Origin of the sequence: Collinsella vaginalis (genome assembly GCF_900176655.1) — a bacterium.
Lineage (GTDB): Bacteria > Actinomycetota > Coriobacteriia > Coriobacteriales > Coriobacteriaceae > Collinsella > Collinsella vaginalis.
Genome location: NZ_LT838843.1, coordinates 733,077 through 756,271 on the forward strand (window position 1 = coordinate 733,077; position 23,195 = coordinate 756,271).

The window sequence follows — 23,195 nt, forward strand, 5'->3', positions numbered from 1 at the left end:
TCGGCGGGTCAAAAACATGCAGATACGAGCCTGGAGCAGTGCCGGCGGCATCACCCGGGTACCGGAGGCATGTCCGGGATGCTCTTAGAACAGCCCGGTGATCACGCCGTTCTCGTCAACGTCGATCCGCTCCGCCGCAGGCGCTTTCGGCAGGCCGGGCATCGTCATGATGTCGCCCGTGAGCGCCACCACGAAGCCCGCGCCGGCCGAGACCTTGAGGTTGCGCACCGTGATGCGGAACTGCTCGGGGGCGCCGAGCTTGTGCTGATCGTCCGTGAACGAGTACTGGGTCTTCGCCACGCACACGGGCAGGGTGCCGAACCCGTTATCCTCCAGCTGCTTCATCTGGCGCTTCGCCGCGGGCGTGTAGTCAACGCCGTCCGCGTGGTAGATCCTCGTGGCGATAGCCTCGAGGGCCGCGCTGATGGATGCGCCGCTCTCATAGGCGAGGTGGAACTCATGCGGCTGCTCGCAAAGGCGCATGACCTCGGAGGCGAGTGCCTCACCGCCCGCGCCGCCCTTCGCCCACACCTCGGAGAGGGCGACGTTCACGCCAAGCTCCTGGCACTTCCGCTCGACGAGCTTGAGCTCGGCCTCGGTGTCCGTCGGGAACGCGTTGATGGCGACGACGCAGGGCAGCCCGTAGACGTCGCGGATGTTGGAGACGTGGCGCAGCAGGTTGGGCAGGCCGGCTTCGAGCGCCTCGAGGTTCTCAGCCGTGAGCTCCGCCTTGGGCACGCCGCCGTTGTACTTGAGCGCGCGGACGGTGGCGACGATGACCACGGCGTCCGGCTCGAATCCCGCCATGCGGCATTTGATGTCGAGGAACTTCTCCGCGCCCAGGTCGGCGCCGAAGCCGGCCTCGGTCACGACGTACTCGCCGAGCTTGAGCGCGCAGTCGGTCGCCTGCACGGAGTTGCAGCCGTGGGCGATGTTCGCGAAGGGGCCGCCGTGCACGAAGGCAGGCGTGTGCTCGAGCGTCTGCACGAGGTTCGGCTTGATGGCGTCTTTCAGCAGAGCCGCCATGGCACCCTGCGCATGCAGGTCAGATGCGGTGACGGGCTCGCCACCGTAGGTGTAGGCCACGACCATGCGGCCCAGGCGCTCCTTCAGGTCCATGAGGTCGGCCGCCAGGCAGAACGCGGCCATGACCTCGGACGCGACGGTGATGTCGAATCCGTCCTCGCGCGGCACACCCTGAGCCTTGCCACCCAGGCCGTCCACGATGTGGCGGAGCTGGCGGTCGTTCATATCGACGGCGCGCTTCCACACGATCTGCTTGGGATCGATGCCGAGGGCGTTCCCCTGCTGGATATGGTTGTCGAGCAGGGCGGCGAGCAGGTTGTTCGCGGCTCCGATGGCATGGAAGTCACCGGTGAAGTGCAGGTTGATATCCTCCATGGGGACGACCTGCGCGTAGCCTCCCCCTGCCGCGCCTCCCTTGATGCCGAAGACGGGGCCGAGCGAGGGCTCTCGAAGGGCGAGCACGGTCTTCTTGCCCAAGCGGTTGAGCGCATCTGCGAGACCGACGGACGTGGTGGTCTTGCCCTCGCCCGCAGGCGTGGGGTTGATGGCCGTCACGAGCACGAGCTTCGCCTTGCGGGGCGTGTCGCGCAGCGAGTGGATGTCGACCTTGGCCTTGTAGGTGCCGTAGTGCTCAAGCTGCTCCTCTGCGAGACCGACCTTCGCGGCGACCTCGGAGATCGGAAGCATCTCCGCTTCCTGGGCGATCTCGATGTCCGTCTTATACGCTGCCATATGCGCTCCCCTCGTTGGTCTATGTGGCGAATCTATCGTACGGTGCCACCTAGCGCTAACTCCAGTATGCCTGCAATACATAAAAGTGCCGCAACTTCGTACCAAACCTATCAGATAGATGGATCAAGTCCCAACCTTCCTGATATGTTTTGCCTCCGCGCACTCACTCACGTTCGAATCTGCACATCCCACCCTTCCCGGGCTCTCCCAACCAACACGTTCCAAGCCTTTTGGGACGTGCCGTCAGGAAACAGACGGTGAAGCACGGGGATGAGCTCTGCTTCGATGAGCTCCGACCGCGCCGGCTCGGCAAGACCCTCGGAAAGGGTGAGACCAGCATGCGCCGCCTGCCACCACTCGAGGAAATCACGGTATGGGATGCGTGCCCCGTCCATCTCAGCGTGAAGGAATTCTACAAGGGCGAGGTAGTCTCTGGCGGTGGCCGGGACGTCTCTCTCCGTCATGCCAAACCCATCCGATGCGCGGAGCATCTGCATCACAGGCCCCGCAAGCGGCAGCCATGCGCGTGGATGACACCACCACATGATGACGGAGAGGGGTTTCAGAAAAGCCGCTCCCCCATCGCGGTCCTCAAGCCGCTCAAGCAAGCGAAGCAGGGTCGTCCGTTCACGACCGGTGGGGAAACCGGCGAATGCGTTGCGCTCGCCCGCTTCGAACCATGCATCGAACACGTCCCACAGCGTCTGTGAGGGAGCGCCATCTTGAACGGAATGAGCGCCGTAGGCCGCACACGGGTCGAGCTCATCGAGGCCGGCAAGGCGCACATTCATGCCAAGCAGGCTCGCCGCATGCATGAACGCCTCATCTCGATGCACAGTCTCCATGAGCGCCGCAAGTGCATGAAAGGGGTCAAGGACGCGCGGCTCACTATCAGATCGCGGGCTGTTCGCCAGCCTGAGCACCTCCCTGACGAGGGAATCAAGCTCACACGGCTGATCATGAAAGCCGCTCAGTCGCTGGGCAATACATGCGATCCCCTTGTCCCACGGTATCGAGACCACCGCTGATCCCCCACATCCATTGCATCTGCGCGCCACCGACGGGAACGCACCAAGCTTACACAAGCTGACAAGATGGATGTCGGCGGTGAGCCGCATGCGGTGCGCCGCCGACATCCCGCCTCGCCCTAGTGCACGTCCGAATCCACCATGTTGCAGAACTTCTCGTACTCCGCCTCATCCATATCGAAGCCGTGAACCGGCTGCGGATACGCGCCGTCGCGGACCTCCGTGCAGAACTTGCCGTACCCCTCGATGGCAACCTGCGGGATGTTCGCGTACTGCACGGCATGAACGCTCGCAGCAGGCACGATGCCCAGAAGATCCCAGACGACCATCTCGGAACCGTCGCAGGGCGCCCCGGCGGCGATGCCGACCACGGGAATGGTCAGCTTCTCGGCGATCTTCTGAGCGACCTGGCGCGGCACGAGCTCGACGGTCATCCCCTTCATCCCGCACTCCTGATATTCGAAGGCGCGGCGGTAGATGCCAAAAGCCTCCTCGGCTGTCTTGCCGATGCGCTTGTATCCGCCGATGTTCGTGGTCTGCCAGCCTGAGAGCGCGCCCACGTGGCCGAACACGGGGATGTTGTTGTCTGCCAGGAACTGCAGCTTGTCGTTCGTGATGCCCATGATGAGCACGGAATCGACCTGGTCGGCAAGGAGCATGGAAGCGTTCTCGAGCGCTTTGACGGGATCGGCGACCTGGAACGTCTCGAGCACGGCGTTCAGATGGATGTTCGGCGCCATCTTGCGGATCTGACGTGCCCAGCTGAACAGGTTGTCGGAGCGGTCGCGGGCGGCCTCACCAGGGGCGACGAAGCGCGCCATGTCGCATCCGGCGGCGTCCGCCCATGCGGTGAACAGCGGGTCGAGGTTGCCCGGACCCACCATGACAATCTTCTCGCCCTTCTCCTTCATCTTCTGGAGATGCCAGACGGTCTTACGCCCCTTGTGCATCAGCGAGGTCTCGACCTTCTGCGTCTTCTCTTCGGCCATGACGGTCTCCTTTCCTTTGCGCGGGCCCTGTGCCCGCACGGATCACTGAGGGTGCGTCCCGAATGGTCCAGATGGGATCTGGGACGCGCGCATCCCACCCGGCCCGATGCCGCGCGCATGATGCGCTAGGCGCTCGCGTGCTCCGGGCTCTTCAGGAGCAGCGTGAGCACGAACATGACCGCATACGCCACGAGCGCGATGACCATGCAGGTGATCATGCCGCCCGCGGGGTTCGCCGCGATGACGAGCGTGAAGAGCGCCACACCGATGCTCGCACCGAAGTTCTGACCGAGCTGCACGACGGAGTTACCGGTGACACGCAGGTGGGGGGCGAGCTGTATCTGCGGGGCCACGGACATCGTGGTCGAGATCTGGCTGTTGTAGAACCCCACGGCGAACATGAGGAGGTAGATGACCCACACGGGCGTCGTGGGCACAAGGAGGAACACGAAGCCCGCGGTCACGATGAGACGGACGACGTTACCGACGACCATGATCTGCTTGCAGTCCCCGCGCTTGGCGATGAGCTTGCCGAAGACCGGCCCCAGGAAGATGCCGAGCACGGCCACGAGGCTGGTGGCGATTCCAGCGGAGGTCGCCGCGCCCAGCGAGACGACGAGCGGGTCGGCGGCGAGTGCGACCATGATGAAGCTCGGGATGAAGAACGTGACCGTCATGGACCCGAAGTTATGGAGCAGGTTGCATGCAGCGAGCACGAGGACGTTGCGGTCTTTGAGGGCGCTCGCCGGCACGATGGCGGCATCGCCCTTCCGACGCACATCAAACGCCACGACCGCCACAGCGATCACCGCCACGACGATGAGCACGTTGCTCACCATGCCGCCGAACGGGAGATAGCTCGTCCCCAGCGAGAGCACGACGATCAGGCAGGCGAGGAAGATCGTGATGGAGATGCCGCCCGTCCAGTCGAACGGGGCGCCCGTCGCGGAGATCGCGGCCCCCTCCTCTTTGGAGATACGCGCCCCGAGCAGATTGAGGGCAGCTGCGAGCAGCAGGATCGCAACGAGCATGAAGCAGAGCACGCGCCAGCCGAGGCGATCGATCACCATACCGCCGAGGAAGGGCCCCGCGAGCATGCCGAGCGACATCATCGAGCTCACGAGGCCGAGGTAGACACCGGCCTGCTCGGGCTCGAACATATCGCGAATCGTGGTAAACCCGACGACGAACACCGCCGCGGAGACAAAACCCCAAAAGACGTTTGCGAAAATGATGACGACCATGGAGGGTGCGAGGGCGCGCACGAGGAGCACGCCTGCGCCCACGAGCAGACCGCCGCCCGTGAGCATGGGTTTCATGTGCGGGCTCTTCGCGGCGACAAACCCGAAGATGGGCATGAGGCACACGGACAGAACACCAGAGATGGACTGCGCGAGACCGTAGATGTCCTGGCCTCCGATCTCTGCTGCCGCCGTGGGCAGCAGAGTCGCGTTCGTGTTTGAAACCATGAGGTTGCCGACGATGGCGAGGTAGATGCCGACGAGCGTCATCATGCGTTTTGATGTTGGAAGTGACTGATACGGATTCATTGCGCCTCAAAACCGGACGCTCCTGGCGGGGCGGACCAGGGTGCCCGGGGCCGCCCCGCGAAAGAGAGGAGAGTTTGACGGGTGCGGCCCTACGCCTTAGGCCCAGGGATGCAGCCGGGCACGGTGAAGCTGAAGGGCCTCTCTTGGGCGTTCAGGAGGGCGCCGCCGTTCACGTCGATGGTCGTGCCGTCCATGAAGTCGCTCATGGGCGTGCAGAGCGCAAAGACCACGAGCGCCACCTGGTCGGGGTTCATGGCGAGTGACACGGGGTCGGCCTTCTGCTTCTCGCTCTTGAGCGCCGCGTACTCCGGACCGTATTTCGAGGCGCTTTCACGGCCCTCGAAGAACACGCCGTGGCTCAGCATGCCACCGGGCGCCACGCAGTTCACGTGGATGCCATACTGCTTGAGCTCGCCGGCGGCCGCCGTCGTGAGGGCCACGACACCCGCCTTCGCCACCTGGTAGTAGCTGTTCATGCCGACCCCGCGTGGGCCCTCTCCGAGATAGGCTGCCGAGGAGATGAAGACGATGCGGCCCCGCACCTTGTTCGCGACCATATGGCGCGCTGCCGCTTGACCCATGAAGTACGACCCCTTGAGATCGATGTCGAGCACGCGATCGTAGGTGGCCTCGTCGACATCGAGGTAGGCGCACTCGTCCCATCCCGCCGCGCACGTGACGAGCACATCGAGGCCGCCGTACAGCCGAACGGCGGCCTCGACGGCGGCATAGCAATCCGTCACCTTCGACACGTCGGTGGCGACGAAGCTCGCACTGTAGCCTCGGCCGGTGAGCACCTCGACGGCGGCCTCCCCGCGCGCAGCGCTGCGCGATGCGATCACGACGTGCGCCCCCGCCTCCGCGAGGCGGTTCGCGACGTTGAAGCCAAGACCCGTGGCGCCGCCGGTCACGAGGGCGACCTTCCCCTCAAGACAGGTGCCGAACACCTCAGTGAGCGGCGGCACCTGCGCGATCGTCTGATGCGCGAGTGTTTCTGGATCCGGCATCTGTGGGGTGGCTTGCTTGTTCTCGTCCATGATTTCCCCCGTCTCCTGCGCTGGCAGGTGCCTGCGCAAACGTCAATCCGTACCTGCAATCTACGCAGCGGGGAACGGCAGGACTCTACACACAAATGAGTATCTTTTGACGTTGGAGGACGTTTTTTTGAGATTTACCGCCCTTGACCTGTGATGATGAGAGCCACATCTATGCGCACGTCAGACGGTTCGGCATCCTGCGAACGGTCGAAAAAGCCCTGCGAACGTTAGACACCCTTGGAAAGCAGGGCGCTGTTGAGCTTGCGGATGAGCCCGGCTTGGCCGCTCACCCCGAGTTTCTTGTGCATGTTGGCGATGTGCTTGCGCACCGTGGGCGTGCTGATGCCGAGGGCCCCCGCGATGCCTTTCGCCGAAAGCCCCCGCAGCATGAGCTTTGAGACCTCCACCTCGCGCGGCGTGAGCGAAAGCCCGCTCGTACCAAGGGCGATGGCGTTCACATGGTCGATGGGCGGCTGCACATAGAAATTCCGGTACATGGCATCGAGCGCACGGTTCGCGAGCCCCATGAGCTCGCACTCGCTCGCGGTGTACCGGCCGCTGCGCTCGAGGCGGTCGAGGGTGCACAGGACGCGGATGCGGCCCTCAAGGTCAAAGAGGCAGAAACCCATGCAGAAGCGCAGGCGCTGCTTGGCGAGGTGCTCGCGGTAGAAGCGCGTGCCATGGGGCTCGCGCTCCCAATCCATGATGACCGGCTCATAGAGCGGGCGCGACCCCTTGGCGAAGAGGTAGGACCACTCGCGCGCGATGCGCGTCGTGGAGTACGCGCTCTCATCGACATCGGCATACGTCTCATGGTAGTCCCGCGTGATCTTCTTGCTCACACCCATGAGGAACTCGTCGTACACCGTGAAGTCGTCGTCGAGAAAATACGCCCGCGCCTGATCATAGGGAACAAGCGCGTCGATGGACGAGAGCGCCGTGCAGACGAAGTCGTGAGGCACATGGACCTGCCCGCAGCGAGACAGGAATGCGTGGAGCCGCTCCCATCCGTGTCGCGTTGGCATACCGCTCCCTCCCCGACGCGACACTCGCCACCAGTTGCCCTCATGGTAGCGGCACCCGCAGGGCACGAGGCCCACGAACTGGAGGGCGGCAGCACACCTCGGTGAACGGCGCGGGTCCGTCATCGGGAGCCGCAGCGGTGCCCCGGGAGCTCCTCTCCCCTATGCACGGGGCCCGCACGGCATCATCCTCGTGCAAGCCCCGTCATTGATGAGCTCACTACAAAGCGACCGATGCCGGCCACGCCCCGCAGCAGGGCCTCACGGCTCCCGGCGGGAGAGCGAGCGCGCCGCGGGCACGAAGACCACCCAGGCGAGCACGAGCGCCACCAGGACCTGCGCGATAAGGGCGCCCACGAGCGCGGCATCGAGGGGGATGTCGATCTCGAAGAACAGCGGGCAGGCGAGGATGAGGCCCGGCAGCGCGCAGGCGACGGCACCGAGGATCATCGTGAGGTACACCTGGATGAACGCCGAACCGCCCTTGACGACCTGCGCCTCGTTCTCCCAGTGGAGCCGGGGGAAGAACGCGCCCTGGGCGAGGGCGAAGAGGCTGAGAGACAGGGATGCCGCAAGGAGGAGCAGGAGCAGGTAGCCCGTGGACGCGAGGGGGACGTGCACCACGAGGAGCAGGATGGCGATGACCAGGAGGACCAGCGCGTCGCCGTGTATCGACGTGAGCAGCTTCGAGGCGAGGTAAGCGCGCCAGTTGACGGGCAGGGCGCGAAGGAAGAAGAAGTCCTCGCCATCGCGGCTCACGGCAAGCGCGGTTCCGTATCCGCTCATCCCCATGAACACCCTGAAGGCCAGAAGCCCAAAGGCGGCCACGAGCAAGGGGAAGCTGCCGAAGGTTATCTCAGCTGAGATCGCGCCGATCATCTCGAAGATACCCGTGAGGTCGGCACCGTCGCGCGTTGCCGTGATGAAGCCGACCACCGCGAAGATCGCGATGAAGTAGACGGGCATGAGCAGAGGCGAGAGGACGAACTGGTTGAAGAAGACCGGCGTGCGGAGCATCGTCTTCCAATCGCGGTCGAACGCCGTGGCGATCGGACCCCGAGCGCCCACGAGCGACGCCAGCTCATCGGCCTCGAATCGACGCGTGCTGCGCCGGCCACCCGCGCCCTGGAAGCTACGCATGCCATCGAGGTACCACCTGCCGGCCAGCACCGAAAGCAGGAGCACCCAGACGAGAAGGGAGAGCACGGAGGCCGCGAAGCCCGCGAGCACGCCCAGCGGGCTGGTCGAGAAGATCTGCTCCGCGACGAGCGCCGGCATGCAGACGACGGCCAGAGCCCAGGCCGCCGGGCCCTCGGCGAAGGTGCGGGAGAGCGCGTCGAGGGCGCCTGCTGCGGCATCGTCTCCCTGCACGACGAACTGGATCCCGATGCCGAGGCCGATCGCGACGACCATCATGATGACCCCGAACGCCTGGGAGAAGCGATCCTTGTCGCGTGCGAGGCGCGAGAAGCGCATCAACACGATGCAGAGGGCCGCGATCGCCAGGTTGACGGTCAGCGAGCCGATCAGGAAAGCGGCAGCCATGCGGACCCAGTCAACGGCGGGAGCACCCTGGAACCAGAGGGCACCGAGCCCTATGGGCAGCAGGATGAGGCCGCCGAGCATCGCATGGACCAGGTAGTTGACGAGCTTCGCCCACATCAGCGCCGTAGGTGAGACGGGCAGCGTGAGGTAGTAGCTGTTGTCCTTCGCATAGTAGAGCAGGTTCACCGCGGAGTAGACGCCCGTCATGAGGGTGATCAGCACGAGCATGACCGAAAGGGCGCGCAACAGGGGTGCCGGACCCTGCCCGGCAAGCTGCTCGCCGAGGAAGAAGAGGAGGACCGCGAGTCCGGCGAACAGGAGGGCCTGGAACGCCTTGGAGAGCCACGGCGTCAGGGTCAACCGGCGGCGGCGCTTTGCCGTGGCCCCGCCCCCGAACGAGTTTATGCCGAGGCTGTCCACCATGTTCTCACCCTTGAACATGGCGCGGAAGAGGACGCGGAACTGCGTCCAGCTGAACCCGTCAGCTGCGGGACGCGCCATCCTAGCGCACCTCCTCGGCGCCATCGAGGTCCGCGAGGGGCGAGGCGTCGCCGGTGAGCTCGAGGAACATCTCCTCAAGCGAGCCGTCGGAATGGAAGTGCTCGCGCATCTCGTCGATGGTGCCGACGAACAGGAGCTCGCCGTGGGAGATCACGCCCACGCGGTCCACGACCTTCTCAGCCACGTCGAGCACGTGGGTTGAGAACAACACGGTCTTACCGGCGTCGGCGTGTTCGCGCATGCTCTGCTTGAGTTGCCAGGCCGCCGTGGGGTCGAGGCCCGTCATGGGCTCGTCGAGGATCCAGTTGTCGGGATTGGGCAGTAGGGCGCCCATGACCATCATCTTCTGCCGCATGCCGTGCGAATAGGACTGGAGCTGGTTGTCGAGCTCGCCCGCCATCCCGAAGGTCGCCGCGAGCCGCTCGATGCGCTCGGCGCGCACCTCGGTGGGAACCTCGTAGAGGTCGCCGATGAAGCGGAGGAACTCATGGCCCTTCAGGCGAAGCAGATGATCGGGGGAATCGCCGACGAAGCTCAGGCGCCGCTTCGCCGCGAGCGGGGCGGCCGCCATGTCCTCGCCGTCGATCTCAACGCTGCCCTCGGTGGGCACGAGCACGCCGACGATCATGTTGAGCAGGGTCGACTTGCCCGCCCCGTTGTGGCCGAGCAGGCCGAAGATCTCACCGGAGCGCACGTCAAGGCTGATGTCCTTGACCGCGAGGGTGGCGCCCCCGTCGTAGCTCTTGCTGACATGGTTGATCCGGATCATAGACTCCTCTTTCGTACGGGGGTTGCGGATACGCGTGCGCGGACAAGAGAACGGCGCCGGTCCGGGGCTTTCGGGCCGGCGCCGCTTGGGTGCTTACAGGGTGAAATCGGCGAGCTGCTCGCGCAGGGCCGTGAGCGTCGCCGTCAGCTCGGCGGACCGGTCGCGCTTCTTCGCGATGATCTCGGGGGCCGCCTTGGCGATGAAGCCCTCATTCGCGAGGGTGCGCTCCGTCGCCGTGAGCTCCTTCTCGGCCTTGGCGATCTCGCGCTCAAGACGGCTGCGCTCCGCCTCGAAATCAACCTTGCCCTCAAGCGACACATACACCTCGACGCTGCCATCGACCACGGCGATGCTGCCAGCGGGCTTCTCGACGTCCGGTCCCACCGTGACCTCGATGTTGGCAAGCGAGGCGGCGAGTGCGGTCAGCGTGGTGAAGCGTGCGGCGTCGTCCGCGTCCATGCGGGCCACGAGCGTGAGGGTCTCCCGCGGGCTCACATGGCAGCGGGCGCGCGTGGAGCGGGCCGCCGAGACCACGCGGCACATGAGGTCGAAGGAGCGCTCGGCCTCCTCGTCGATGAAGCGGGCGAGGCGCTCGGGCTCGGGCCAGGCGGCGATCATCAGGGACGCGGCGCGGGTGATCTCACCGGTCTCAGGATCCGCATCGAGCCAGCTCTCGGGCATCATGTCCCAGATGGCCTCGGTGACGAACGGCATGAGCGGGTGCATGAGGCGCAGGGACGCGTCGAGCACGAAGATGAGGTTCCGCTGCGCCTGGGTCGCGGCCGCCGGGTCCGAGAGGCGGGCCTTGGAGACCTCGATGTACCAGTCGCAGACCTCGTTCCAGAAGAAGGTCTGCACGTTGCGGGCCATCTCGCCGAAGGTGTAGTGCTCGATGCCGTCGGTCACCATCTGCGCCGCGCGGGCGAGGCGGGAGAAGATCCAGGCGTCGGCCTCCGTCTCGGCCACCGGCTCACCGGGCGTGTAGCCCTCCATGTTCATGAGCAGGAAGCGGCTGGCGTTCCAGATCTTGTTCACGAAGGCGCGGGCCTGCTCGGTGCGCGGCGAGCCCAAGAACGCCTTCGTCTTGGGATCGAACTCCGCGTCGAACTTGACGTCCTGGTTCGTGGTGCAGAGGGTGAGCAGGTTGAAGCGCATGGCATCGGCGCCGTAGCGCTCGATGAGCTCCATCGGGTCAACGCCGTTGCCCTTCGACTTGGACATGCGGCTGCCGTCCTTGGCGAGGATCGTGGGGTAGATCATCACGTCATGGAACGGGACCTCGTCGAGGAAGTACAGCGAGCTCATGACCATACGGGCCACCCAGAGCGCGATGATGTCGCGCGCTGTGACCAAGGTCGTCGTGGGATGGTGCTCGGCGAGCTCACGCGCGTCCTGGGGCCAGCCCTGCGTCGCGAAGGTCCACAGCTGCGAGGAGAACCAGGTGTCGAGCACGTCCTCATCCTGGCGCACGTGCGTGCCGCCGCAGGACGGGCAGGTGTGGACGTCCTCCATCACAGCGTCTTCCCAACCGCAGTCATCGCAGTAGAAGACCGGGATCCGGTGTCCCCACCAGAGCTGGCGCGAGATGCACCAGTCCTTCAGGTTCTCCATCCAGGTGGTGTAGGTCTGGGTCCAGCGCGCGGGCGTGAAGGTCACGCGCCCGTCTTGGACGGCCTCGAGCGCGGGCTCCTTCAGACGCTCCACCGCGACGAACCACTGCTCGGAGAGCCAGGGCTCGAGCACGCTGTCACAGCGGTAGCAATGCATGACGGAGTGCTCGTGGTCCTCCACATGGTCGAGCAGGCCGTGCTCGTCGAACCAGGCGACGATGGCCTCGCGGCACTCCTCGCGCGTCATGCCGGAGAACTCGCCGTAACCGGGGACGACGACGGCGTGCTCGTCGAAGATGTTGATCTTCTCGAGGTCGTGGGCCTCCCCCATCGCGAAGTCATTGGGGTCGTGCGCCGGGGTGACCTTCACGAAGCCGGAGCCGAAGTTGGCGTCGACGTGCCAATCGGAGAAGATCGGGATCTCACGATCGACGATCGGCAGACGGACCGTCTTACCGACGAAGGGCGCCTTCGTGGGGTCCTTCGGGGAGACGGCCACACCGGTGTCGCCGAGCATGGTCTCAGGGCGCGTGGTTGCGATGACGATGTAATCCTGGCCGTCCACGGGCTCGGTCAGCGGGTAGCGCAGGTGCCAGAGGTGGCCGGCCTCGGTCTTGTACTCGGCCTCGTCGTCCGAGATGGCCGTGTTGCAGCTCGGGCACCAGTTGACGATGCGCTCGCCACGGTAGATGCGGTTGTCGTGGTACCAGTCGACGAACACGCGGCGCACGGCCTCGGCGTAGGCGTCATCCATGGTGAAGCGCTCGTGCTCGAAATCGATGGAGCAGCCCATGCGCTTGATCTGCTCGACGATGACGCCGCCGTACTCGTGCGTCCAATCCCAGCAGGCCTCGATGAACTTCTCGCGCCCGATCTCGAGCCGGCTGATGCCCTCGTCCTTGAGCTTCTTGTCGACCTTGGTCTGCGTGGCGATGCCCGCGTGGTCGGTGCCGAGGATCCAGCGCGTGCTCCGGCCGCGCATGCGGGCCATGCGCACGATGGCGTCCTGGATGGAGTCGTCGGTGGCGTGCCCCATGTGCAGCTTACCGGTGACGTTGGGCGGCGGGATGGTCACCGTGCAGTCGCCCACACCGGGACGCCGCCGATAATAACCGCCGTCGAGCCACTTCTTGAGGATGGCCGGCTCCGCAGTCGCCGGATCGTAGATCTTGGGGCTTTCAGTCATTGATCGCACCTCGTTCGTTTTTGTACACAAATCTGCTACAGAATAGCATAGATGCCAGGGTTCCCCACCCGTGGCACAGCCCGGGGCAAGCTGATTACAGCTATCGTCCTTGCAGTTCAGAGGCTGTTTTAATCCCTATCGACGGCGGCGGGGCCGGGTGGCCGAAAACACCCGGCCCCGCCTGCATGCGGGNTTGCAGTTCAGAGGCTGTTTTAATCCCTATCGACGGCGGCGGGGCCGGGTGGCCGAAACCACCCGGCCCCGCCTGCATGCGTGACCGCCTCTGCCGCATCGGAACCTAGGCGGCCCTGCCTACACGCACCGGCTGCTCCTCGCCGCGGGCGGCTGCAGCCGTCACGACGACCTTGGCGACGCCCTCCTCTGAAGGGAGGTCGAACATCGTCTGCTGCAGCAGCTCCTCGCAGATGGAGCGCAGGCCGCGGGCACCCGTCTTGCGCTCGAGGGCCTTTGCGGCGATCTCATGCAAGGCCTCGTCCTCGAACTCGAGCTCGCAGTCCTCAAGCTGGAACATACGCTGGTACTGCTTGACGATCGCGTTCTTGGGCTCCGTCAGGATGCGCACGAGGTCGTCCTCGTCGAGGGCGGACGTCTGGGTGACGACTGGCGTGCGGCCCACGAATTCGGGGATCATACCGAAGGCGTTCAGGTCCTGCGGGAGAACCTGGCGCAGCAGCACGTTCTCATCGGCGCTCGTGGGGCCGGCGATCTCGGAGTTGAAGCCCACGCCCTTGTTGCCCACGCGGTCGGCGACGATCTTGTCCAGGCCCACGAAGGCGCCACCGCAGATGAACAGGATGTTCGTCGTGTCGATCTGCAGAAGCTCCTGCTGGGGGTGCTTGCGCCCCCCGGTGGGCGGCACGGAGGCCACGGTTCCCTCGAGGATCTTCAGAAGGGCCTGCTGGACGCCCTCGCCCGAGACGTCGCGCGTGATCGAGAGGTTCTCGGCCTTGCGGGCGATCTTATCGATCTCGTCCACGTACACGATGCCGATCTGCGCGCGCTCGATGTCGCCGTCGGCGGCGTTGATAAGCTTGAGAAGGATGTTCTCCACGTCCTCGCCCACGTAGCCGGCCTCGGTGAGCGCCGTGGCGTCGGCGATCGCGAAGGGGACCTCGAGGATGCGCGCGAGGGTCTGGGCGAGCAGGGTCTTGCCCGTACCTGTGGGACCGAGGAGCAGGATGTTCGACTTCGCGAGCTCGACGTCCGCGAGGCCGTCGCCCTCCGCGAGCTCCTCCGGTTCGCCGTCGCTCGCATCGAGGTCGGCCGAACCGCCCTCGAGCACGCGGCGGTAGTGGTTGTAGACGGCCACGGACATGGCGCGCTTGGCGTCCTCCTGGCCCATCACATACTGCGAGAGCTCGTCATAGATCTCGTGCGGCGTCGGAACGCGGCGGATGAGCTCGTCGGCGACTTCCTCGACCGTGCGCTCAGCCGGATCCGTCTCAGCCTCGATCATCGGATGGTCGTGCGGGACCGGCATGCCGTATTGCGCGGCCGCCATGAAGTCCTGGGCAAGCGACTCCTCGAGGATCTCAGAGCAAGCCGCCACGCACTCGTCACAGATGAAAGTGTTGCTCGGACCTTTGACGAGCTTGCGCACCTGGTCCTGCGTCTTACCGCAGAACGAGCAGTGCACCGGCTCGGTGGGCTGTCCGGAGACGCGCGCGTCCCCTCCACCGTTGCTGGTCTTGTCAGTTGCCATTACTCGCCGCCCTTCGCGGCCTCGTCGCGCGACGTCACGATGCGGTCGACCAAGCCGTAGGACAGGGCCTGCTCGGCGGTCATGAAGTTATCGCGCTCGGTGTCGGCTTGGATGGTCTCGACCGACTGCCCGGTAGCGTCGGCGAGGATCTTGTTCAGGCGCCGACGGGTCTCCCTGATCTCGGCGGCCACGATCTCGATCTCGGTCTGCTGCCCCCGGGCGCCGCCGCTCGGCTGGTGAATCATCACCGAGGAGTTGGGCAGGCAGAAGCGCTTGCCCTTCTCGCCAGCGGCGAGCAGCACCGCCGCCATGGAGGCCGCCATGCCCACGCAGATGGTGGAGACGGCCGGCTTGATGTAATTCATCGTGTCCAGGATGGCCAGGCCCGAGGTGACCTCGCCGCCGGGGGAGTTGATGTAGATGGAGATGTCCTTCTCGGCGTCCTGGCTCTCAAGGTGCAGCAGCTGCGCGATGACGAGGTTCGCCGTCACGGAGTTGATCTCCTCGCCCAGGAAGACGATGCGGTCGTTCAGCAGACGGGAGTAGATGTCGAAGCTGCGCTCGCCCCGGGGGGTCTGCTCGATCACGTAGGGCACCAGCGCTGAGTCGATCCTCGATACCATGGGTTTCCCTTTCTCTTGTCTCGCCCCGATGGGCGAACGGCGCCCTGCCGCGCATGAGCGTGAGCAGGGGCGCCGTAACGATACGTCCGGTTGGTCCGGAACTTATGTACCCAAAGCGAGGGCGGTTACTCCGCGTCCGCGTCCTCTGTGGAGTCGGCGTGGTCGGCGTACTCGTCGACCTCGGTGACCTTGGCATTCTCGACGAGCCAGTCAACCGCTTTGGAGCGGCGGATGGAATCGCGCACGGCCGGGATGCGTCCCTCGGCCTCGAACTGGGCACGGCTGACCGAGACGTCGGACACGCCGGCGCGCTCGAACTCGGCATCGACGTCCTCGTCGGTGACCTCGACCTTGAGCTCGCGGGCGAGCGCATCGAGCGCCAGGGACTCGCGAGCGACGTCCTCGGCCTGGTGATGCAGGTCGTGGATGAACTGCTCGGAGGAAAGGCGGTTGGCGGCGAGCCAGGTGTCGAGGGTCATGCCCTGGGCGGAGAGGCTCTGCAGGAAGTTCTGGCCGAGCTCCTGGAACACGGACTGCTCGTAGTTCTCGTCCATCTCGTCGAGCTCAAGGCGCTCGGCGAGCTTAGAGACGGCGCGGTTCTCCTTGAGCTGCGGGAGCTTGGAGGTCTTATCGGCCTCAAGCTCGAGCTTCACGGCATCGCGCATGGCGGCGATGTCATCGAAGCCGAAGTTCTCCTTCACGAACTCGTCGGTGAGCTCGGGGATCTTGCGCTCGCGGACGGTCTTGACACTGACCTCGACGGAGGCCTCGGGCGCGCCCTCGACCTCGGGGGTCCAGGAGATCTCCTTGGTCTCCTCGGCCTTCATGCCGAGCACGCCCTCCTCGAAGGCCGCGGGCAGGCTGCCCGAACCGACGGCGAGCATGCGGCCCTCGCCGGCGAGCGCCTCGGCGTTCTGGATGTTCTTGATGTCGGCGGTGACGTAGTCCCCGCTCGCGACGGCACGCTCGACGTCCTCGAAGGTGGCGTGGTAGCCCATGAGGAGGTCGATCTGGGCCTGGATCTCACCCTCGGTAACCTCGGCGGGCGGCATCTCGATCTCGACGGGGTCGTACGAGGAGAGGGCCGGCGCCGGGCGCAGGGTGAACTCGACGGTGTAGGTGTAATCCTCGTGATCGGCGACCGGGTCGATGTCCTGGTAGTCGCCGTCCTTGACGGGAACGATGTCGAGCTCGTTCAGGACGCGGGGCTCGTTGGCGCCGATGAGCTCATTGGTGGCCTGCGCGAGGACGGCCTCGCGGCCGAGCATGCTGTCCACGACGGGGCGGGGGGCCTTGCCGGCGCGGAAGCCCGGAAAGCGGTACTGCTTGGCGGCAGCGCGGTACGCGGACTTGATGGCAGCCTCGACCTCGGTCGCCGGGATGGTGACCGTGGCGGTGAGCTTGGCGTCGACGACGTCAGAAGCAGAGATGTTCAACGTTCCTCCTCATACTCTCGGCATTTTGGGGGAGCCGATGACCCCGGTTGACGACTGGATCGCGCGGCTTGCTGGTGCGGGCGAAAGGACTCGAACCTTCACGGGGATCCCACCAGAACCTAAATCTGGCGCGTCTACCAATTCCGCCACGCCCGCAACATAGCCACAGCCTGCATATGATAGCAGATAGCGCGGACCTCGAGCCGATGACCTTGCAGGCGGGCGGGGTCACACGCCATCTGCACCGGGCTTTGTCGCGAGGCTCCGTGCGCCAGAGCACTCCGCGCGAGGGATTCGTCGAACGGCGGACCATACCATCTATGCAACGTCTATCCAGGTTCTCACGCCCTCCTTCCCTATTCCTCTCAGGTTCCTCTACCTATATCAAGCGCACCCAGAGAAACAGCAGGGGTGACGGGCCGAATGGCTCGTCACCCCTGCTCGCTCGGTTGCCTTACAACGGCGACCCCGCGTCAAATGTGAAGAGACGCCACCCTATCGCAGGGCCTGTTGCGGCAGAACCATGTCAAAAGCCTGCCTCCTACACGATGCCCTGGGCCATCATCGCGTCGGCGACCTTCTTGAAGCCCGCGATGTTAGCACCGACCACCAGGTTGCCAGGGTGGCCGAACTCGGCGGCTGCGTCGGCGGCCGCATGGTAGATCCCCACCATGATGCCCTTGAGTTTGGCGTCGACCTCCTCGAACGTCCAGGAGAGGCGCTCGGAGTTCTGGGACATCTCGAGCGCCGACACCGCGACGCCGCCGGCGTTGGACGCCTTGCCCGGGCAGAAGGCCACGCCCTGATCGATCAGGTAATCGGTGGCCTCACGCGTGGTGGGCATGTTGGCGCCCTCCCCCACGACCGCGCAGCCCGCCGCGACGAGCGCACGGGCGTCATCGATCTGGAGCTCGTTTTGCGTGGCGCACGGAAGCGCGATATCGCAGGCGACGCTCCAGACGCCGCGGCCCTCGTGGTACTCGCAGCTCGGATGGGTCTCGGCGTACTCGGAAAGGCGCCCGCGACGAACTTCCTTGATCTCATGGATCGCAGCAAGGTCGATGCCCGCGGGATCGAGGATCCAACCCGTGGAATCGCTCATCGTCTGCACCGTCGCCCCGAGGGCCGCGGCCTTCTCGGCGGCGTAGATCGCCACGTTGCCCGAACCGGAGATGTTCACGCGCTTGCCCTCGAAGCTCTCACCGCGCTCGGAGAGGAGCTCCTCAACGAAGTACACCAGGCCGAATCCGGTCGCCTCGGTGCGCGCGAGCGAGCCTCCCCAGGTGAGGCCCTTCCCGGTGAGCACACCGGTGAACTCGTTGCGGATGCGCTTGTACTGACCGAAGAGGTAGCCGATCTCGCGGGCACCTGTGCCGATGTCACCTGCGGGCACATCGGTGTCGGGGCCGATGTGGCGGCAGAGCTCGGTCATGAAGCTCTGGCAGAACGCCATGACCTCGCGGTCCGAGCGGCCCTTGGGATTGAAGTCGGAGCCGCCCTTGCCACCGCCGATGGGCAGGGTTGTCAGCGAGTTCTTGAAAATCTGCTCGAATCCGAGGAACTTCAGGATCGAGAGGTTCACGCTCGGATGCAGGCGGAGGCCGCCCTTGTAGGGGCCGAGCGCGCTGTTGAACTCAATGCGGTACCCGCGGTTCACCTGAACCTTCCCGGCATCGTCGATCCACGGCACACGGAACATGATGATGCGCTCCGGCTCGACCAGACGCTCGAGCAAGGCGGCCTGCTCATATGCGGGGTTGGCGTCGACGGCCGGCGCGATGCTCGTCAGGACCTCGTCGGCCGCCTGGATGAACTCAGGCTGGTCGGCGTAGCGCTCCTTGAGGTCATCGATGACCCGCTGTGTGTAACCCATATATGCGCTCCTTTGCGACTATGGTCTCGGCGCGGGCGTGCCGCGCGCGACTTCCAGATGCATGGTAGCCCCATGACAAGCGCCTTAAAGCAAATCTGAGCACTCGAAACGGACATGCAATATAGTTGTGGCGAAGCCGGGGTGATCCCTGGTGAACGGCAGAATTCCCGCAGGAAAACATCAAGGTCGCATGTGTATTCCGCGAAGACGCTCTAGGGTAACTGAAGCGACACGCAAAGCCATGAGGAGAGGGACTGCCCGAGACGACCCCTCCCTCCCTGCGCAGCACCTCACGGGCGTTCGCGCAGTCGATGCATCAGTCCCTTGCCGCACCTCTTCGTCCTGGCAGAGACGCTTCCGGGAGAACGGGCAAACGCGCCAACATCGAACCTTCGCCTGTAAGGCGGCGTGGGAAGGATCAACGAGGCGCCGACGGACATGGAAAGGGCCCACGGAGCGTGGGCCCTTTCTAAACCGATTGATTGGCTCGCGACGAGGAAACGCGGATTACTCGGCGGCCTCCGCTCCCTTGCCCATCAAAGGGTTCTCGCGCTTGAGGAGGGTCATGAACTCATCGCCCGTGATGGTCTCCTTCTTGTAGAGGTAGTGCGCGAGCTCGTGCAGCTTGAACTTGTTCTCGCGCAGGATCTGCAGGGCGCGCGCATGGGCCTCCGCCATCATCTGGCGCACGGCCTCGTCCACGCGCTCGGCGGTGCCGGGGGCCACGGTGAGCGTCGTGTCCTGGTTAAGGTAGGCGTTCTGCACGGTGCCGAGCGCCACCATACCGAACTCGTCCGACATGCCGAAGCGGGTGACCATGTTGCGGGCCAGACGCGTGGCCTGCTCGATGTCGTTCGAGGCGCCGGTGGTCATCTCGTTGAAGATGAGCTCCTCGGCCGCACGGCCACCGCAGTAGACGGCGAGCTTGTTCAGGGCCTCTTGACGCGTGGTCAGGAACTTCTCATCCTGCTCCACCTGCATGGTGTAACCGAGCGCGCCCGAGGTGCGGGGCACGATGGTGATCTTGGTGACCGGGGCCGTCTCGGTCTGAGAGGCGGCCACAAGGGCATGGCCGATCTCGTGGTAGGCGACGACCTGCTTCTCATGGTCGGACAGCACCGTTGATTTACGCTGCTGGCCGGCGATGACGACCTCCACCGACTCCTCGAAGTCCTCCTGGGTGGCGCGGGCGCGGCCCATGCGCACAGCGCGCAGGGCGCCCTCGTTGATGATGTTCGCCAGGTCAGCGCCGGAGGCGCCCGGTGTGGAGCGCGCGATAGCCGTGAGGTCGAGCGGGGGCTGGGTCTTCACGTCCTGCGCGTGGAGCTCGAGGATCGACTGGCGGCCGCGCAGATCGGGCAGCTCAACGGGGATGCGCCGGTCGAAGCGGCCGGGGCGCGTGAGGGCGGGGTCGAGCGAGTCGGGACGGTTTGTGGCGGCGAGCACCACGATGCCCTTGTGGTTGTCGAAGCCGTCCATCTCGGTGAGGAGCTGGTTCAGGGTCTGCTCGCGCTCGTCGTTGCCGGAGAATCCGCCGCCGTCGCGCTTCTTGCCGATGGTGTCGATCTCGTCGATGAACACGATGCAGGGGGCCTTCTCGTTCGCCTGCTTGAAGAGGTCGCGCACCTTGGCGGCGCCGCGGCCGACGAACATCTCGACGAACTCGGAGCCGGAGATGCTGAAGAAGGGCACGCCGGCCTCGCCGGCCACGGCCTTGGCCATGAGGGTCTTACCGGTGCCCGGAGGGCCCACGAGCAGGGCGCCGCGCGGCAGTTTGGCGCCGATCTCCTCATAGCGCTTGGGGTTCTCGAGAAAGTCCACGACCTCCTTCATGGACTCCTTGGCCTCCTCCTGGCCGGCCACATCCTTGAAGGTGACGCCGACGTCCTTGCTGGCGACGATGCGGGCGCCCGACCTGCCGAGGCCACCGCCCATGCCGCCGAAGCCGCCGTTACCGAAGTTCATCGAGGGGCCGTCATCGCCCATCGCCTTCTTGAGGCGGCGGTTCAGCCACCAGCCGATGCCCATGAAGATGAGGATGGGCACGAGGGTCGTCACGAGGAAGTACGACCAGAGGCTCGAGGACTGGTTCGGGATGTCCACCGTGGTGTCGGCGCCGGACGCGCGGATGAGCGACCAGATCTCCGTGTCGTTATTGGGCACCGAGGTTGTGTAGACCTTGTCACTCTCCCCCTTCAGCGTGTAGCGCGCCTCAGGGGCCGAATCCGCCGTGTACGTGACGGCGTTGACGGTCTTGTCCTCAAGCGCCGTGGTGAAGGTCGAGTACAAGACCTGCTCAACCTGGGTCTGACTCCGCATCTGCGGGAACAGGAAGGTGTTGAGCAGCACGTAGATGACGAAGGCGATGAGCACGTAGATGATCATACTCCGCCTGCGTTTGTTGTCGTCCATTTCCATTCCGAAGGCTCCAAGTCTGTACGTGTACCATGTGAAGGAGAGGATACCCAGCCGGGATTTGCCATAGTCCGGGTTTTTCTTAAGGAGCACCTAACATGAATCAGCTCGAATGCGGGCGCGTGCAGATCTACACCGGCGACGGCAAGGGGAAGACCACGGCGGCGCTCGGACTGGCGCTCCGCGCGCTCGGATATGACCTCGACGTCCTCATGCTGCAGTTCGCCAAAAAGCTGATCTGCGCCGAGCATGTGGCGGCGGAGCGGCTGGGGCTGCGCATCGTCCAGGCGACCGGGCCCACCCCGGCCGCACGGGCTGACGAGATCATGGGAATGGCACGCGAGGCGCTTGCCGGCGCTACGGGCACCGCAGAACCAGGCCGCCCCGTCGACGTGCTGATCCTGGACGAACTCGGTGAGGCCATGCGTCGGGGCTTCGTCACCCGCGCGGACGTTGAGGCGCTGCTCGCAATCAAACCCGCCACCACCGAGCTCGTGCTCACCGGACGGGGCCTGCTCGATCTCTCAGACCTCGCGGACCTGGTGACCGAGATGGTCCCGCACAAGCACTACTTCGACGAGGGCCTGCTCGCCCGTCGCGGGATCGAGTACTGAGAGCTGGTTGGAGCGCTCACACCCCTCCAATCCGGCGGGTGCCCATGCGTCCAGAATGCTCTGATCCGATGCCATGCATAAAGGGAGATGGGGCACGGCCCTGACGGAGGCGTCGGGGCACGGCCTCATCTCCCTTTCCCATCTCACAGCCACACCCAGGCAGGCGGGTCGAAGACCCGAACGCGTCCATCCAACGGCCCGGTCGGATCCTCCGTTCACCTTGAACGGGCGCGCTATTTCCGCCTGGGGATGATCTCGATCCAGAAGCCGTCGGGATCGGCGATGAAGTAGATCCCCATGTTCGGGTTCTCCTTCACGATCACGCCCATCTCCTCATGCAGGGCATGGGCGGCATCCATGTCATCGACCTCGACCGCGAGATGGATATCGCCACCGCCGTTGTCGTACGGCTCGACGCGGCCGCGATTCCAGGTGAGCTCGAGCTCGTGGTCGGCCTCGTCGTTCGACAGGAAGACGAGCTTCCAGGACCCGTCCTCCGGCCCCTTCTCACGCACGGGATGGAGGTCGAGCGCGCGCTCGTAAAACGCGAGCGACGCCTCTAGGTCAAGAACGTGGACCTCGGTGTGGGAGAGCTTGAAACCCATAGGGGCTCCTTTCCAGGCGGGCCCTATGAGTAAAGGCCGGGCCGGTAGTGGTAGTCGTTCGAGACGTGCGGGCAGAGCTGCCAGAATGCCACGGCGCTCGCTGCCGCCACGTTCAGGGAGTCTACCCCGTTTGCCATCGGGATACGCACCGTGACGTCGGCTCCCTCGATCGTTTTCGCCGTAAGGCCCGTGCCCTCGGTCCCCATGAAGAGCGCGAGGCGCTCCGTGCGGGCGAGGACGGGGTCGTCGAGTGCCACGGATGAATCCGTCAGCGCCATGGCCGCGCAGGTGAACCCCGCTCCGTGCAGCGTCGCGAGGCCATCGGCCGGCCAGGTGCGCGCCGCCTCGCCGATACGACACCACGGCACCTGGAAGACCGTCCCCATGCTCACGCGCACCGCGCGCCGGTAAAGCGGGTCGCAGCAAGTGGGGCTCACGAGGATCCCATCGACGTTGAGCGCTGCGGCTGAGCGGAAGATCGCGCCGACGTTCGTGTGGTCCACGATCCCCTCGAGCACGCAGACGCGCACCGGGGCCCCTTGCGCGCGGTCGACGAGGGCGCTGAGGAAGGCGCCGGGCTCCGGTAGGCGCGGGCGGCGCAGCGCCGCGAGGGCGCCGCGGGTCACGTTGAAGCCGGTGAGCGAGGCCATCAGGTCCATCGGCGCGACGAAGACGGGCACCTCGGGCGCGACGCGGGCGAGCAAGGGGGACAAGGGCTCGAGCCAGCGCTCGCCAAGCAGGAAGCTCTCGGGCATAAGCCCAGCCTCGAGGGCGCGCTCGATCACCTTCGTGCTCTCGGCGATGAAGATGCCGCGTTCCGGTTCGAGCACCGAGCGCAGCTCGCGCTCGGTCAGGCGCATATAGGCATCGAGGCGGGGGTCGGAGAGGTCGGAGATGCGGATGACCCCCAT

17 protein-coding genes and 1 tRNA gene are annotated in these 23,195 nt (G+C 65.4%); 1 reads left to right on the forward strand and 17 read right to left on the reverse strand.

Annotated elements, in window-relative coordinates:
• Positions 1-84 precede the first annotated feature (84 nt).
• The 15 genes from CAP13_RS05090 to ftsH all read right to left on the reverse strand — a co-directional run bounded on the left by CAP13_RS05090 (position 85) and on the right by ftsH (position 21,068).
• Positions 85-1,758, reverse strand: coding sequence for a formate--tetrahydrofolate ligase (locus CAP13_RS05090; protein WP_085830501.1), 1,674 nt, complete (start codon positions 1,756-1,758; stop codon positions 85-87).
• A gap of 167 nt (positions 1,759-1,925) precedes the next feature.
• The gene (locus CAP13_RS05095) at positions 1,926-2,780 is read right to left on the reverse strand and encodes a hypothetical protein (protein WP_143764895.1); all 855 of its coding nucleotides are present in this window, start codon (positions 2,778-2,780) and stop codon (positions 1,926-1,928) included.
• A gap of 125 nt (positions 2,781-2,905) precedes the next feature.
• The gene (locus tag CAP13_RS05100; RefSeq protein ID WP_085830503.1) at positions 2,906-3,775 is read right to left on the reverse strand and encodes a 3-methyl-2-oxobutanoate hydroxymethyltransferase; all 870 of its coding nucleotides are present in this window, start codon (positions 3,773-3,775) and stop codon (positions 2,906-2,908) included.
• 125 nt (positions 3,776-3,900) lie between these two features.
• Positions 3,901-5,289, reverse strand: a complete 1,389-nt coding sequence (locus CAP13_RS05105; RefSeq protein WP_179184944.1) for an MFS transporter — start codon at positions 5,287-5,289, stop codon at positions 3,901-3,903.
• A 125-nt stretch (positions 5,290-5,414) separates the two neighbouring features.
• Positions 5,415-6,362 carry an SDR family NAD(P)-dependent oxidoreductase gene (locus CAP13_RS05110; protein WP_085830505.1) on the reverse strand — a complete coding sequence of 316 codons (948 nt, stop codon included), beginning with the start codon at positions 6,360-6,362 and terminating at the stop codon, positions 5,415-5,417.
• Between the two features lie 227 nt (positions 6,363-6,589).
• Positions 6,590-7,387: a helix-turn-helix transcriptional regulator gene (locus tag CAP13_RS10265; RefSeq protein ID WP_085830506.1), complete on the reverse strand. Its 798-nt coding sequence runs from the start codon at positions 7,385-7,387 to the stop codon at positions 6,590-6,592.
• 258 nt (positions 7,388-7,645) lie between these two features.
• On the reverse strand, positions 7,646-9,430 hold the full coding sequence (locus CAP13_RS05120) for a hypothetical protein (RefSeq protein WP_085830507.1): 1,785 nt from the start codon (positions 9,428-9,430) through the stop codon (positions 7,646-7,648).
• A 1-nt stretch (position 9,431) separates the two neighbouring features.
• Positions 9,432-10,199, reverse strand: coding sequence for an ABC transporter ATP-binding protein (locus tag CAP13_RS05125; protein ID WP_085830508.1), 768 nt, complete (start codon positions 10,197-10,199; stop codon positions 9,432-9,434).
• Between the two features lie 93 nt (positions 10,200-10,292).
• Positions 10,293-12,995, reverse strand: a complete 2,703-nt coding sequence (locus tag CAP13_RS05130) for a valine--tRNA ligase (RefSeq protein ID WP_085830509.1) — start codon at positions 12,993-12,995, stop codon at positions 10,293-10,295.
• A gap of 298 nt (positions 12,996-13,293) precedes the next feature.
• Positions 13,294-14,718 carry an ATP-dependent Clp protease ATP-binding subunit ClpX gene (clpX, locus tag CAP13_RS05135; RefSeq protein WP_085830510.1) on the reverse strand — a complete coding sequence of 475 codons (1,425 nt, stop codon included), beginning with the start codon at positions 14,716-14,718 and terminating at the stop codon, positions 13,294-13,296.
• Positions 14,718-15,341: an ATP-dependent Clp protease proteolytic subunit gene (locus CAP13_RS05140; protein WP_085830511.1), complete on the reverse strand. Its 624-nt coding sequence runs from the start codon at positions 15,339-15,341 to the stop codon at positions 14,718-14,720. The genes clpX and CAP13_RS05140 overlap by 1 nt, the downstream gene beginning before the upstream one ends.
• Before the next feature lie 125 nt (positions 15,342-15,466).
• Complete coding sequence (gene tig / locus CAP13_RS05145) at positions 15,467-16,777, reverse strand: trigger factor (RefSeq protein WP_085830512.1); 1,311 nt, start codon at positions 16,775-16,777, stop codon at positions 15,467-15,469.
• Positions 16,778-16,849: 72 nt separating this feature from the next.
• Positions 16,850-16,933: transfer RNA gene (locus CAP13_RS05150), tRNA-Leu, on the reverse strand.
• 385 nt (positions 16,934-17,318) lie between these two features.
• Entirely contained in the window at positions 17,319-18,650 is a 1,332-nt protein-coding gene (gene gdhA / locus CAP13_RS05155) for an NADP-specific glutamate dehydrogenase (protein ID WP_085830513.1), read from the reverse strand.
• Positions 18,651-19,157: 507 nt separating this feature from the next.
• A complete protein-coding gene (gene ftsH / locus CAP13_RS05160) occupies positions 19,158-21,068 on the reverse strand; it encodes an ATP-dependent zinc metalloprotease FtsH (RefSeq protein ID WP_179184945.1) in 1,911 nt (636 codons plus the stop codon).
• Between the two features lie 95 nt (positions 21,069-21,163).
• Here ftsH and CAP13_RS05165 point away from each other — a divergent pair, with 95 nt between their 5' ends.
• Complete coding sequence (locus CAP13_RS05165; protein WP_085830515.1) at positions 21,164-21,679, forward strand: cob(I)yrinic acid a,c-diamide adenosyltransferase; 516 nt, start codon at positions 21,164-21,166, stop codon at positions 21,677-21,679.
• A 233-nt stretch (positions 21,680-21,912) separates the two neighbouring features.
• On the opposite strand, the gene CAP13_RS05170 is transcribed toward CAP13_RS05165, so the two are convergent.
• Entirely contained in the window at positions 21,913-22,284 is a 372-nt protein-coding gene (locus CAP13_RS05170; RefSeq protein ID WP_085830516.1) for a VOC family protein, read from the reverse strand.
• A 23-nt stretch (positions 22,285-22,307) separates the two neighbouring features.
• Positions 22,308-23,195 carry a TrmH family RNA methyltransferase gene (locus CAP13_RS05175; protein WP_085830517.1) on the reverse strand — a complete coding sequence of 296 codons (888 nt, stop codon included), beginning with the start codon at positions 23,193-23,195 and terminating at the stop codon, positions 22,308-22,310.

Excerpts from the sequence above, each read along its gene's own strand:
- CAP13_RS05090 (WP_085830501.1), bottom strand. The coding sequence starts at position 1,758 with ATGGCAGCGTATAAGACGGACATCGAGATCGCCCAGGAAGCGGAGATG.
- CAP13_RS05100 (WP_085830503.1), bottom strand. The coding sequence starts at position 3,775 with ATGGCCGAAGAGAAGACGCAGAAGGTCGAGACCTCGCTGATGCACAAG.
- CAP13_RS05105 (WP_179184944.1), bottom strand. The coding sequence starts at position 5,289 with ATGATGACGCTCGTCGGCATCTACCTCGCCATCGTCGGCAACCTCATG.
- CAP13_RS05110 (WP_085830505.1), bottom strand. The coding sequence starts at position 6,362 with ATGGACGAGAACAAGCAAGCCACCCCACAGATGCCGGATCCAGAAACA.
- CAP13_RS10265 (WP_085830506.1), bottom strand. The coding sequence starts at position 7,387 with ATGCCAACGCGACACGGATGGGAGCGGCTCCACGCATTCCTGTCTCGC.
- CAP13_RS05120 (WP_085830507.1), bottom strand. The coding sequence starts at position 9,430 with ATGGCGCGTCCCGCAGCTGACGGGTTCAGCTGGACGCAGTTCCGCGTC.
- CAP13_RS05125 (WP_085830508.1), bottom strand. The coding sequence starts at position 10,199 with ATGATCCGGATCAACCATGTCAGCAAGAGCTACGACGGGGGCGCCACC.
- CAP13_RS05130 (WP_085830509.1), bottom strand. The coding sequence starts at position 12,995 with ATGACTGAAAGCCCCAAGATCTACGATCCGGCGACTGCGGAGCCGGCC.
- clpX (WP_085830510.1), bottom strand. The coding sequence starts at position 14,718 with ATGGCAACTGACAAGACCAGCAACGGTGGAGGGGACGCGCGCGTCTCC.
- CAP13_RS05140 (WP_085830511.1), bottom strand. The coding sequence starts at position 15,341 with ATGGTATCGAGGATCGACTCAGCGCTGGTGCCCTACGTGATCGAGCAG.
- gdhA (WP_085830513.1), bottom strand. The coding sequence starts at position 18,650 with ATGGGTTACACACAGCGGGTCATCGATGACCTCAAGGAGCGCTACGCC.
- ftsH (WP_179184945.1), bottom strand. The coding sequence starts at position 21,068 with ATGGAAATGGACGACAACAAACGCAGGCGGAGTATGATCATCTACGTG.
- CAP13_RS05165 (WP_085830515.1), top strand. The coding sequence starts at position 21,164 with ATGAATCAGCTCGAATGCGGGCGCGTGCAGATCTACACCGGCGACGGC.
- CAP13_RS05170 (WP_085830516.1), bottom strand. The coding sequence starts at position 22,284 with ATGGGTTTCAAGCTCTCCCACACCGAGGTCCACGTTCTTGACCTAGAG.
- CAP13_RS05175 (WP_085830517.1), bottom strand. The coding sequence starts at position 23,195 with ATGGGGGTCATCCGCATCTCCGACCTCTCCGACCCCCGCCTCGATGCC.